This is a genomic window from Spirosoma endbachense (assembly GCF_010233585.1).
Taxonomy (GTDB): domain Bacteria; phylum Bacteroidota; class Bacteroidia; order Cytophagales; family Spirosomataceae; genus Spirosoma; species Spirosoma endbachense.
Genome location: NZ_CP045997.1, coordinates 8,035,851 through 8,049,976 on the forward strand (window position 1 = coordinate 8,035,851; position 14,126 = coordinate 8,049,976).

Consider the following 14,126-nt stretch of genomic DNA (forward strand, 5'->3'; position numbering starts at 1 on the left):
ACATGACTCGTTTCCTAACCTTTCTTGTGTTCTTTGCTGGCTTTGGCCTTTCGGCTTTTGGGGGCAAAGATCCTGCCTACAACGCACGGATTCTGCTGATTCCGCTCGATGACCGTCCGCCCTGCTTACAGTTTACGCAGCGGATGGGCCTCATTGGCGATGCGCAGGTCGTTACACCACCTTTGGAGCTACTCGGTCGATTTACGACACCCGGCCAGTCCGACAAAATCATTACCTGGTTGCAGCAACAGGATCTGAAGTCGTTCGATGCCGCCATTATCGCGCTCGATATGCTGGCCTATGGAGGATTGGTTGGTTCGCGGGTGCATGATGTGCCCTTCGAGGTAGCCATCAAACGGCTCGACATTGTAGCGACTATGCGTAAGCGGGCACCCGGTTTGAAAATTTACGGGCAAAGTGTCGTGATGCGCCTTGCTCCGACCGCCGATCGCAAGAATGGTGCGTACCGCGAAAAGCTGGCTCACTGGGCCGAAATTTCGGTGGCTACCGATCCGGCAGCAAAGGCCGAAACCGCAAAACTGGAGCAGGAAATCCCGGCCGAAGGCTTGGCAGACTACAAACAGGCTCGTTCCCGCAACCTGCGGGTGAACCAACAGGCCATTGACCTGGTTCGGCGGGGAATTATCGATTACCTCTTATTGACACAGGATGACGCCAAGCCGAAGGGTGTTCATATTGCCGATCGGGAAACACTGATCACAGAAACCAGACGGCTAAAGCTGACCGACAAAATTGCCGTACAACCCGGCGCCGACGAGGTGTCGATGCTATTATTGGCGCGCGCCCTCAACAAGCATGCAACCTATTCGCCGAAGGTGAAAGCCGTTTACTCCTCAGAAAAGCTTGGTAACACGGTGATGCCTTTCGAAGATCGGCCTTTGCGACAGACGGTTAGCTATCATATCAAAGCTACCGGTTCGCAGGAGGTAAATGATGAGCGCGATGCCGATGTCCTGTATTACGTCTTTGCATCACGGTTTGAACCCGGTCGGGCCGACAGCTTTGCGGATGAAATAGATGCGAAAATCAAACAGAGCAAGCGTGTCATAGTCGCCGATATCGACCCGAAAGGCGATGTACAGGGAGGAGATACCCCCTTTACGATGGCACTGGAAAAACGGCATTTATTGCCTGAATTGAGCGGTTATGCGTCCTGGAATACGGCGGGCAACACCATCGGAACCGCTTTGCCGCAGGGAGTGATTTTTACGCTGGCTCAAGCAAAACGAATGAAACAATCCAGCGTGGCCAATCGCATCTGGACGGCCCAGAACTGGTTTCTGATTCACCGGGTTCTGGACGATTATTATTTCCACAACCTGATCCGGGCGAAGGCCAATCAGTTTGCCAAACAGGTCGGGCGGAGTTCGACGCTCATGAGTGATGAGACAACCAGCCAGGTTGAAGCGTACTGCCTGGGACTTCTCCGGCAATCATTCGATGAACTGGTTACCAATTACGAACAGAAGCGACCCGGAAGCTTACAGCAGGCCGTTCGCTGTACGAAACCCATCGCCTTACAGTTTGACCTCCCCTGGAACCGCACCTTCGAAGCCATGATCGATTTTACGATAAGCTGTCAGTCTGTTCCCGAAAACTAATCCTCGTTTTCTCTTTACTAACACCAGATAAATTTAATTATGCAACACTTATTTACGCAGAGATGGCGTATAAGCTGGCTATTGGCTTTGCTGATTACGTTGTGTCAACACGCCAATGTTTTTGCCCAGGGCCAGGTGCTTCGGGGGAAAGTTACCGATGCGAACGGGGCCGTTCTGCCGGGGGTGACCGTGGTTGTCAAAAACACGACTTTGGGGACCACAACAGACGCGGATGGGCGTTATACGCTTCGGGTGAATGAGCAAAGTGGTACGCTCGTGTTTTCGTTCATGGGAACAGTGGGCAAAGAAATCCCGTTCAATGGGGCCGGTGAGTATGATGCCTCGCTGGCCGAAGACACCAAAACGCTGAATGAGGTAGTTGTGGTTGGTTATGGAACACAGAAGAAAGTGAATCTGACCGGTTCTGTGGCTGTAATCGAAAGCAAATCGCTCACAAATCGGCAGGTAGGTTCAACATCGCTGGCGTTGCAGGGAGCCGCACCGGGTGTCACCATCACCCAGCAATCGGGTGTGCCGGGCGGTGATGCAGGAACGATTCGTATTCGGGGAGTCGGTTCGATCAATGCCGGGCAGAACCCGTTGATTCTGGTCGATAACGTCGAGATGAGCCTGGATGCCATCGATCCCAATAACATTGCCAGCATTTCGATTCTGAAAGATGCCGCTGCTGCTGCCGTGTATGGTTCGCGGGCCGCCAATGGTGTTGTGCTGGTTACGACCAAACGGGGCGCAAAAGGCGTCAATGTCAGTTATAACGCCTACGGCCTGAAGCAGGAACCAACTGATTTACCCCAAAAAGTAAATGGGCTGGAGCACATGAAATTCTGGGATGTGGCTCAGGCCAATAGTGGCCTTCCGGCCGCGTTTACCCAGCAAATTGCAGCTTATGAGAAAAATGGGCCGGATAACCTGACGTTGTTCAACACCGATTGGCGGAAGTTGGTATTGACCAATAATGGTCTGATGCAGAACCATAACCTCAATGTATCGATAGGCGGAGAGCGTGTCAAATTGTTCGCATCGGGCAGCTTTCTGGATCAGAATGGGTTGACGGCCAACACGAATTATAAACGGATGGACCTGCGGTTCAATACCGATGTAGCCATCACCAATAAGCTGTCGGCCTCGATGGATCTGGTGCTGAATAAATCGAACCGCCTGTGGCCGGGGCAGAATACTCCCCAGTACATTATTCGCGAAATGCTGGGTTTCCCGGCCATTACGCCCGGTCAGTATAGTACCGGCCAGTGGGGCGAGGGCTGGTCGAACGCAAACCCGGCAGCTCAGGCGCAGGACGGTGGTTTTAACCGGAATCTGACCGATTCGCAGATCATCAAAGGGTCACTGACTTATACGCCGATTCCTGGCCTGGAGTTACTCGCAACCTACAGCGCCAACTACTACACGTCGCGCAATCGACAGTTTATGGACCAGTACGACATCTATAATGCCGATGTGGCCAACAATACGCTCGTTTTTGCGCGGCCCTGGCCAGCTCTGAATTCGCTGAGTGACAATTATTCGCAGAACTACCAGAATCTGTTCCGGGCGCAGGCTACCTATAACAAATCGTTTGGTAAACACGGCTTTACGCTATTGGGCGGCTTCAGCACCGAAGATTTTCGGACCAGTTTTGTGAATACATTCCGCCAGAATCTGCTCTCTCCCGACCGACCCTACCTGAACAGTGGCGATCAACTGGGGCAAAGCATGAGCGGTGGCGAAAGCCGTTACTCGATGGTGTCGGCCTATGGTCGGCTGAACTATAATTACGACGAAAAATACCTGCTGGAAGTGAATGGTCGCTGGGATGCGTCATCGCGGTTCAGGGAGAGCAACTGGTGGCAACTGTTTCCGTCCGTGTCGGCAGGCTGGCGGCTTTCACAGGAAAAATTCTGGGCGGGGATCAATAAAGTGGTCAACGAAGCGAAAATTCGGGCATCGTATGGTTCGCTGGGAAACCAGAACCTGATCCGGAGCGGTGTAGCCGACTATTACCCGACGTATTCACTGTTTAACTCGGGTTCGGCCTATAACTACTATTTCAACAACACCGTCAATCCGGGCTACGCACTAACAACGGCGGCTAACCCCAACATACGCTGGGAAACCTCGAAAATTCTGGATATCGGTGGCGACTTCAGTTTGCTGCGCAATCGCCTGAACATAACGGCCGATTTCTTCCAGCGCGACATTGTCGACATGCTCCAGCTGGTGCCGGTTCCGGCCTATGTTGGCCTTACAGCCCCTTTTGTCAATTCCGGTTCGATGCGCAATCAAGGCTGGGAGCTGGGGATTGGCTGGCGTGACAAAATCCGCGATTTCAGCTATCAGGTGCAGGTAAATGCATCGGATGTAAAGAATACGCTGCTCAATAATGGCGGAAAACAGATTATCAACGGAGCCACGATTCAGCAGGAAGGCTACGCACTGGATTCGTATTACGGCTACATCGCCGATGGGCTGTTTCAGAGCGCAGAGGAAGTGAAGAATGCACCCTTTCAATACGGAAACTCGGCTGCGGGCGATATTCGGTACCGCGACATCAGTGGCCCTAATGGTGTTCCGGATAACAAAATCGACAGCTACGACCGGGCCATTCTGGGCAATTATTTCCCTCGTTACGAATATAGCGTGAACCTGTCGGCACAATATAAAGGCTTCGACTTCACGGCTTTTTTCCAGGGCGTTGGCAAGAAAGATAATTACCTGTCAGGCACGGCGGCACAGCCATTCTACTCCGCAAACTTCCAGGGAACCATGTTTGAGTACCAGAAAGACTACTGGTCGCCGGAAAATACCGGAGCCGCTTACCCCCGCCTGACGGTCAACAGTATTCCGAATAATTACGTTACGTCGTCCTTCTGGGTGCGGTCAGCTGCTTATCTGCGCCTGAAAAATGTCGTTGTGGGCTATACACTGCCAACCGTTTTGACCACGAAAGTGAAAATCAAGTCAGCGCGGGTCTATGTGAGTGGCCAGAACCTGGTTACCTGGACGAAGTTCTTCCCCGGCTTCGATCCGGAGCAACGTGATACCGGCGGTGAATTTTACCCCATCATGCGAACCTACACCGTTGGTCTGAACATCAATTTCTAAAGCCATGAAAAAAAGATTTCTCTACATAACAAGTTTGTGCCTGTCGATGACCTTGTTTTCGGGCTGCAAAGATTATCTCGAACAGGTCCCGCTGGATGCCCCGGCCACGGGTCAGTTTTTTAATAACCAGACCGAGATGAATGTTGCCCTGAATGGCATTTACAAATCGGCTTACTGGAATACTGGAAATACACCCTATCAGTCGATTATGGACGGCTGGACCGATATTGCCCTATTGCGGGCGGTTGATTTGGGTGAAGGTAATTTCGACGTGTTCAATGCGCACCCAAAAGCCATCTGGACATTTGCCTACACCACCATTCAGCAGGCGAATACGATGCTCGAAGGCATGGAAGTTGGCAAAAACAATGTGCCAGCCGCTGCCTATAACCGACTTCAGGCCGAAGCGCGGGTGTTACGGGCCTACGCCTATTTTTATCTGGTATTTATGTTTGGCGATGTACCCCTGATCACCAAACCTTTACTGCCAACGGAGTTTTATTCGCAAACCCGCACGCCTAAAGCGGACGTCATCAAGTTTATTTACAGCGAATTAGATGCTGCCGCAGCCGTTCTGGCATGGGCTCCTGCCGATCCGGGTCGGATGAGCAAGGCGGTTGCGCTGGGCTATAAGGCACGTACGGCGCTTTTCAACAAAGAATATCAGGTTGCGGCCGATGCTGCCAAACAGATTATGGATGGGGCCGGGCTGAATCTGAATCCAAACTTTGGTGAGTTGTTCACGCGGACGGGGCAGACGGCCAATGCCGGGAAAGAGATCATGTACCAGATTCTTCATTCGGAAGCCGATGCGAATTCGATCACGTACCTTCCGTTGGGCAGTATTTCGCGGGCGGCTGGTGGTCAGTCCGGGCGGTTTCCGCAACAACGGCTGGTCGATATGTTCGAAGCAAAAGACGGAAAACGGATCGATGAGTCGGCGGTGTATGATCCGGCTAAACCCAGCCGAAATCGTGATCTTCGGTTAAAGTATACGGTAGCGATTCCGGGCGATACGATTTCCATGAACCTGAAAACGCTGGTATACGACATTTACAAGAACACGACCTCGTTCAGAAATGCGAGTGGAGCCTGGACAACCAGCACCAACGCTGATTTTGACAATGCCTTTGGACCGTCTAAAAGTGGCGTCGGCTTACTGCATGCCAAATACACGTTGACGGCCGAAGATGCGTTTACGGCGCGGGTTGGATTCATCATGATGCGCTACGCCGAAATCCTGCTGATGTATGCCGAAGCCAAAATTGAGCTCAACCAACTCGACGATTCGGTGATCAACGCCATGAATCTGGTGCGAAAACGCGCCGGGCAACCAACCGTGGAGGTGGCCATTCAGAAAGACCAGAATAAACTCCGTCAGTTGATTCGTCGGGAGCGCGTTGCCGAGCTGGCGATGGAGGGCTTCCGTTGGTTCGATATTCGCCGGTGGGGAATCGCTGATATTGCCATGCCACAGCCGGTGATGGGTGCTGCCAAAGATCCGGCCAAAGTACCTGCGTCCCCGACCTTTAAAACGAGTACTACCCACGATCTCAACAGTATTCCCGTTTACACAGGCAGCGAAAATCTACGCTACGTGCGCGAAAACCGATTCTGGTATCCAAAGCTTACCTTGCTGCCCGTTCCACAATCTGAACGCGACATTAACCCACTGCTGACCCAAAATTCTGGTTGGTAGAATCAGTAGCGGTGGTGTTTTATAGGCCATATCCTGGCGATAGAAACACCACCGCAACACAGAAGATTTTTAGCTTAGTACGAATGAATCGACGGAATTTTATTGAACGATTATCGATCAGCAGTGGCGCTGCTTTAACGGCTCCACTGCTGGCGTTTCCTGCAACTGCCCATAGTCTCGGCGGGCAGCACTTCTGGCGCGCTGGCCAGGCCGAACGCAAGGCTGATCTGGTCATAGCCGGTGGCGGGTTGGGGGGCTGCGCTGCGGCTCTGGCTGCCTTACGGAACAAACTGACGGTGGTTTTAACCGAAGAAACCGACTGGATTGGCGGGCAACTAACCCAGCAGGGTGTTCCGCCTGATGAACATCAGTGGATTGAAACGCATGGAGCAACGAAGCTTTACCGCGATTTTCGGAACGCCGTCCGTAGCTACTATCGTCAGAATTATCCATTGACGGAGTCGGCCAAAACACGCCCGAATCTGAATCCCGGCGATGGCGTTGTGTCGAAACTATGCCATGAACCACGGGTTGCGCTGGCGGTTCTGCAACAGATGCTGGCCCCCTACATCAGCGCGGGTCAGCTAACCGTTCTGATCGAACACAAAATTACGGGTGCCGATGTTCGTGGCGATAAAGTCCGGGCCCTCAAGGCCGTTAGCCAGCGAACAGGAAACGAAGTCATTCTGTCGGCCCCTTATTTTGTCGATGCTACCGAACTGGGTGATCTGTTGCCACTAACCGGAACCGAGTTCGTGACTGGAGCTGAATCACGCGCGGAAACGCGGGAGCTACACGCCCCTGAAAAGGCTGATCCGAACAACTGTCAGGCGTTTACGATGTGCTTTGCGATGGACTATATTCCCGGTGCTAACCACGTCATCGATAAGCCCAAAGAGTACGATTTCTGGCGCAATTATACCCCTAATGTTACACCCGTTTGGTCCGGCAAACTGCTGGATCTGGCCTATTCGAATCCTAAAACGCTGGAACCGAAAAAGCTGGGTTTTCATCCCGAAGGAGTCAGCACGGGCGATAGCCTCAACCTGTGGAATTACCGCCGGATTATCAGCAAAGACAACTTTAAACCCGGTACGTATGCGGGTGACATTTCCAGCGTAAACTGGCCACAGAACGATTACACGCTCGGCAACCTGATCGGAGCCAGTGAAAAAGACTTTAAAAAACACGTTGAGCGGGCCAAGCAGTTGAGCTTATCGCTGCTGTATTGGCTTCAGACCGAAGCGCCCCGCCCCGACGGGAAGCTGGGATGGTCCGGCCTTCGCCTGCGTGGTGATCTGATGGGCACTGAAGATGGTCTGGCCAAATACCCGTATATCCGGGAATCACGGCGCATCAAAGCGGTATTTACCGTACTGGAAGAGCATGTCGGTGCCGATAACCGCGCCCTGATAACGGGAAAGAAGACCGACAATACCGCTGCCGAATTCCCCGACAGCGTAGGGGTGGGCTACTACCATATTGATTTACACCCCAGTACGGGTGGCAACAACTACATCGATTTTGGTTCCCTGCCATTCCAGATACCATTGGGGGCTTTATTACCAAAACGGGTCGAAAACCTGCTGCCTGCCAATAAAAACATCGGTACAACACACATTACCAATGGCTGTTATCGACTGCATCCGGTGGAGTGGAGCATCGGGGAGGCTGTAGGGATGCTGGTGGCTTATTCGCTCGATAAGAAAGTAATTCCGCGCGTGGTTCGGGAGAAAGAACAGTTGCTCGATGGATTTCAGACGATGGTTCGCTCGCAGGGAATTGAAACCCAATGGCCTAAACCGTAAGCGCTGATTTACGTCTAAGAGACGGTTGTTCTAAACCTTATTTATAATGCATAAATTAATTGTTCTGCTCTTGCTGGCGGTCACGGCTTCGGCCCAGTTACCAATTCCAGCGCTTATTCCTGCTCCACAAACGCTTGAACCAGCAACCGGGGCTTTTGCAATCACCGCCCAAACCCGCCTGTCGATCCTGACACCCGCCCCCGATGTGCGCAAAATGGTGACGGATAATCTGCCCGGAATTCCGACAACGGATATAGCCCGACCCACCAAGGCCATCACGGTTCGACTGGCTCCTGTAGCGGGCGTAGGGCCGGAAGGGTATGATCTGGTGGTTGCGCCAACGGGCATTATCCTGACGGCTCCTGAAGCTGCCGGACTTTTCTATGGTCTGCAAACGATGCGTCAATTGCTGCCTGTTGCGAAATCATTTCGTGACCAGTCCGTTCCGGCTCTGCACATTCGTGACCAGCCCCGGTTTGGCTGGCGCGGATTGATGCTGGATGTGAGTCGTCACTTTTTCGATAAGGCGTTTGTGAAGCGGTTCATCGATCAAATGGCGCAGTACAAATTCAACGTTTTTCACTGGCACCTGACCGACGATCAGGGATGGCGGATTCAGATCAATAGCCTGCCTAAATTGACGGAAGTAGGTGCCTGGCGCGTGCCCCGAACGGGTCGCTGGTGGGACATTGAAAATCCACAACCGGGCGAATTACCGTCGTATGGTGGGTTTTACACGCAGGACGATATTCGTGAAATTGTTCAATATGCTCAGGAACGACATATTGCCGTCGTACCAGAGATCGATATGCCGGGCCACATCATGTCGGCCATTGCGGCTTACCCGAACCTGACCTGTGGCAAAAAGCAGGTGGTTGTACCACCCAATGGTAAGTTCTATAAACTCGAAGACAATACGCTCAATCCCTGCAACGACAGCACGTATTTGTTTATCGACAAGGTATTCACTGAGATCGCTCAACTATTTCCAGGGCCTTATATCCACGTTGGTGGTGACGAAGCCTACAAGGGCTTCTGGTCCAGCTGCGAGGAGTGTAAAACCACTATGGCTGCCAATAACCTCAGCAGTTTGGAAGAGTTGCAGAGCTATTTCATTAAGCGGGTCGAAAAAATCGTACAGTCGAAAGGGAAAAAGCTGATTGGCTGGGATGAAATTCTGGAGGGCGGTCTCGCACCCGATGCAACCGTCATGAGCTGGCGGGGCATGAAAGGTGGTATTGAAGCGGCCAAACAGGGCCATCCGGTTATTATGACACCGTATCAATTCTGTTACCTCGATTTATACCAGGGCGAGGCATCGGCCGAACCCAGCACGTATGGCATCAATCGACTAAGCACGTCGTACTCGTTCGAACCGGTTCCCGACAGCGTCGATGTTAACTTAATTCTGGGCGGGCAGGGAAATCTCTGGGCTGAAAGTGTACCGAATATCCGCCATGCCGAATACATGGTCTGGCCGCGGGCGTTTGCCTTAGCCGAAGTGTTATGGTCGCCAAAAGAACGGCGAAACTGGCCAGATTTTGTCAATCGGATGGAGGCTCATTTCAAGCGATTCGATGCGCAGGATGTGAATTACTCGCGCAGTGTCTACAACCCGATTGTAACGCTGAAAAAACATCCGATGGGTATGATGGAAGTCTTGCTTAGTAGTGAGCTACCCGATACTTATCTTTATTATTCGACGGATAATACGGTGCCTGACGACCACTTTCCCTTGTATACCCAGCCTTTCCTGATGCCGAAAGGAGCCGATCGGGTAAAGGTTGTGGCCTACCGGAATGGGAAACCCATCGGACGCATGGTTGAAGTCACGTTGCCCGATATGGAAAAACGCGTTCAGTAACGAAGTGATGCGACTGGAAAGCACAGTAGAGTAGATGCTGGCTCCTACTTTCGACTAGATGCGGCCAGCCTTTGGTTTAGTCGCTTTCCAGCTGCATTACTCATCCTAAACCCCTTGACGATCCTTATGAAATTGATGAATGCCTTTTTGCTGCTGACAACATTGTGGTTTTCATTCACGTCACAGCGATCACCACAGCTCTGGTCGGAGCAGCGAACCGATGCGCCCGACAGTAGTCGCTTTACGGCCATGCAGTTGGTGCAGGGACTGGACGAACCGATGGGAATGGGCATTTTGCCCAACAACAATGTGTTGATTGTAGAGCGAAAAGGGGGTGTAAGGCTATACGATGCCGAACTGAAGCAACTCAAAACCATTGCGCATATCAATGTATTCAGTGGCATCGAGGACGGGCTTCTGGGGGTGGCCGTCGATCCAGATTATGCGCAGAATAACTGGGTTTATCTCTACTATGGGGTTGGTGGTGAAAAATGGGTCAGCCAGCTGGCTCGTTATGAACTGAAAGGCGATCAGCTTAGTCAGGCGTCGAAAAAAGTGTTGCTGGAAATTCCGACTCAGCGAAAATATTGTTGTCATTCAGCGGGCTACCTGACCTTTTCGAAGGGCTTATTGTACCTGTCTACCGGAGATAACACCAATGCGGAGGAAATCGAAGGGCATAACCCAACCGACGAACGGCCCGGCCGCGAACTCTCCGACGATCAGGCGTCAACCGCCAACAGCAAGGATCTGCGCGGTAAAATCCTTCGGATTAAACCCGAACCTGATGGTACCTATTCCATCCCCGATGGCAATCTGTTTCCAAAAGATGGTTCCAAAGGTCGGCCGGAGATTTATGTGATGGGCTGCCGGAATCCATTCCGGTTGTCGGTCGATCCGAAGAATGGGTATGTGTATTGGGGGGATGTCGGCCCCGATACGAATGTGCCTGCCGAAGAAGGCACGCTGAGTTATGACGAAATCAATCAGGCCCGCAAGCCTGGCTTTTTTGGGTATCCGTATTTTCTGGGCAACAACGAGGCTTTCCCGAAATATGACTTTGCGACCAAACAGGAAGGGCCTAAACAAGACCCGGTGCATCCGGTCAATAACTCACCCCATAACACGGGGATTCGCGAATTGCCAGCAGCTCAGCCTGCTATGATCTGGTACGGCAAACAGGCGTCGAAACGGTTTCCTTTGGTGGGCAAAGGCGGGGCTAGTGCAATGGCTGGTCCGGTCTATTACCGTGATCAGTTTGCTGATAATAAGAACCGATTACCCGATTATTACGATGGTAAGTTGCTCATCTACGACTGGATACGCCGGTGGATGATGGCCGTAACGCTCGATAAAAACGGCAATTATGTACGCATGGAGCCTTTTCTGAGCCATCTGAAATTAATCGCTCCGATGGATATGCAGTTCAATCGCGACGGTTCTTTGTACATATTGGCGTACGGCACCAATTGGTTTGCTAATAACACCGATGCCGGACTGATCCGGGTCAACTATTCGGAAGGCAACCGAAACCCGATCGCTGATATTCGGATAGACAAACACTACGGAGCCGCACCAATGACAATCGCTCTGTCGGCAGCTGGCTCGAAAGATTATGATTCCGGCGATCAACTGAGGTACTCCTGGCAGATCGGTTCGGAAAAGCGAACGGGGAAAGAGGTATCGGCAACGATCAATAAACCAGGCGTTTATCCGGTAACCCTTACCGTAACGGATCAGCACGGCGGACAGGGGCTATCGACCACTACGCTGCATGTGGGAAATACGCCTTCGCAGATAAGCATCACCACAAACGGAAATCGAAGCTTTTACTGGGACAACACCAGACTCAATTACCAGATCAGCATTAAAGATCCGGAAGACAAAATTATTGACCCGGCCCGAACAACTACATCGTTCACTTACCTTCCCTATGGGAAAGACATTGCCAGCGTTTTGTCAGGTGGGCATACGGTAACAACGCATCTACAGGGCGAAAAACTAATGGCAGCTTCAGACTGTAAAGCCTGCCATGCCTTGGAAAAAACGTCGATCGGTCCCAGTCTGAAGGCAATTTCGGCACGGTATACAGGAAAAACTGAAGCCGTTGATCAGCTTGCCCAAAAGGTCATTAAAGGAGGAAGTGGCGTCTGGGGTAATTACAACATGTCGGCTCACCCGGATTTGTCGGTGCAGGATGCCAAAGAAATGGTTGGGTATATTCTATCGCTCAACCAGCAGGAAGCTAAATTGCCAATGCAGGGAACGCTGGCCTTGAATGAACACGTCGGAAAAGGGCCCGAAGGCGCCTATGTGTTGGTGGCGAGCTACAAAGACGAAGGCGCTAATGGAATTGAGCCTATTACCTCCCGTGAATACATTGTGCTGCGTAATCCGCTTATTCAGATGGAAGACAATGATCGCGGCAATGTGGGTGTAGTCATTGCTACGGCCAATACGGGCTTCATTTCCTACATTCGCAAGATCTACAACAACAGTTTCGTCGTGTTCGACAAGCTTGATCTGAATCAGATAAGCAACATCAAATACCGGGTTCAATCGCAGGGAGCCGGTGGCCGGATCGAGGTTCGATTGGATAGTACGCAGGGGCCAGTTGTCAGTACGATAGATATTTCCGGTGGTAAAGTTCAGGACATGAAAACGGAGTGGAAAGACCTACTGGCACCGGTTAAATCCACCCAGGGGCTTCACAATCTGTTCTTTGTGTTTACCAATCCCGATGCTGCCCGTAAAGAATTGTTTCACATCGACTGGATGTATTTTGAACCCAAAGCAAACCCGTAGTTTCTTCTCAACGTATCTAAAGCCTTCCTGATTTTCATGACTGATACGATTAACCCAAACAATCCTCTTGTCAACCGTCGTCGATTTATTCATACCACAATAGCAACAAGTATAGGACTGGCCCTGGCGCAACCTTCATTTGGGGTAGAGCGTCGAAATGCGTCTGTTGCAGACAGGAAACGGATTGGCATTATCGGGCTGGACACATCCCATAGTGCCGTTTTTACGAAGCTCCTGAACGACCCGAAAGCCCTGCCCGAACTGGGCGGCTACCGAGTCGTAGCGGCCTATCCGCAGGGGAGCAGAGACATCGTTTCGAGTGTCAGCATGATTGCCGGATACACGGAAGAAGTCAAAAAATACGGGGTCGAAATCGTCGATTCCATTGATGCGCTCCTGGCTAAAGTTGACGTCGTGCTGCTGGAAACTAACGACGGGCGATTGCATCTGGAACAGGTCTTACCTGTCTTCAAAGCCGGAAAGCGGGTATTCATCGATAAACCGATTGCCGCTTCGTTAAACGACACAAAAGCTATTTTTGCCGCTGCCGATCAATATCACATCCCCGTCTTTTCGTCGTCGGCTCTTCGCTTTGAGGAGCATGTTCAGCAGGTGGTTCAGGGGAAGATAGGAGCTGTTACGGGAGCGGATGTATACAGCCCGGCAACCCTGGAGAAAACGCATCCGGACCTGTTCTGGTATGGCATACACGGCGTCGAAATGCTCTTTGCCGTTATGGGAGTGGGTTGTAAAAGCGTGACAAGAACGTTCAATGATGAGGTCGATCTGGTCGTGGGTGTCTGGAACGATAATCGAATCGGTACATTCCGCGGCATTCGAAAAGGGGCGACCGGCTTTGGCGGTACTGCCTATGGTGAAAAAGGAATTGCGACCCTTGGTCCGTTTACCGGTTACCTGCCCTTGGTCCGGGAAATAGTGCAATTTTTCGACACAGGGAAACCACCCGTACCCGCCACAGAAACACTGGAGATGGTTGCCTTTATGGAAGCTGCTGATGCAAGCAAGCGCCAGAAAGGAAAAACTGTGCGCTTATAAAGCTTATCCGAAGGGCTGACAATCAGCGGTATTACCAAATTTTTATTCGGAAAACGCGAAATAAAATTTGCGGGTTTGGTGGTCTATGCACAACTTTGTGCGCTGATAGTCAATTAAATACCCCTATTTCCTATCTATTCTATAGAGAATAA

At 51.6% G+C, this 14,126-nt stretch carries 7 protein-coding genes; all 7 read left to right on the forward strand.

All coding sequences use genetic code 11. The annotated features are described in order from the left end of the window. The first annotated feature begins 2 nt into the window (after positions 1-2). The 7 genes from GJR95_RS32775 to GJR95_RS32805 all read left to right on the forward strand — a co-directional run bounded on the left by GJR95_RS32775 (position 3) and on the right by GJR95_RS32805 (position 13,974). Positions 3-1,622 carry a DUF4127 family protein gene (locus GJR95_RS32775; RefSeq protein WP_162389873.1) on the forward strand — a complete coding sequence of 540 codons (1,620 nt, stop codon included), beginning with the start codon at positions 3-5 and terminating at the stop codon, positions 1,620-1,622. A gap of 39 nt (positions 1,623-1,661) precedes the next feature. Further along, positions 1,662-4,742, forward strand: a complete 3,081-nt coding sequence (locus GJR95_RS32780; RefSeq protein WP_162389874.1) for a SusC/RagA family TonB-linked outer membrane protein — start codon at positions 1,662-1,664, stop codon at positions 4,740-4,742. A 4-nt stretch (positions 4,743-4,746) separates the two neighbouring features. Next, positions 4,747-6,441 carry a RagB/SusD family nutrient uptake outer membrane protein gene (locus GJR95_RS32785; RefSeq protein WP_162389875.1) on the forward strand — a complete coding sequence of 565 codons (1,695 nt, stop codon included), beginning with the start codon at positions 4,747-4,749 and terminating at the stop codon, positions 6,439-6,441. A gap of 83 nt (positions 6,442-6,524) precedes the next feature. After that, positions 6,525-8,249 carry an FAD-dependent oxidoreductase gene (locus GJR95_RS32790; RefSeq protein WP_162389876.1) on the forward strand — a complete coding sequence of 575 codons (1,725 nt, stop codon included), beginning with the start codon at positions 6,525-6,527 and terminating at the stop codon, positions 8,247-8,249. 46 nt (positions 8,250-8,295) lie between these two features. Continuing rightward, entirely contained in the window at positions 8,296-10,113 is a 1,818-nt protein-coding gene (locus GJR95_RS32795) for a beta-N-acetylhexosaminidase (RefSeq protein ID WP_162389877.1), read from the forward strand. 126 nt (positions 10,114-10,239) lie between these two features. Then, positions 10,240-12,918 (forward strand): PQQ-dependent sugar dehydrogenase, encoded by a 2,679-nt coding sequence (locus GJR95_RS32800; RefSeq protein ID WP_232540934.1) that lies wholly within the window; start codon positions 10,240-10,242, stop codon positions 12,916-12,918. A gap of 36 nt (positions 12,919-12,954) precedes the next feature. Continuing rightward, complete coding sequence (locus tag GJR95_RS32805) at positions 12,955-13,974, forward strand: Gfo/Idh/MocA family protein (RefSeq protein WP_162389878.1); 1,020 nt, start codon at positions 12,955-12,957, stop codon at positions 13,972-13,974. Positions 13,975-14,126 lie beyond the last annotated feature (152 nt).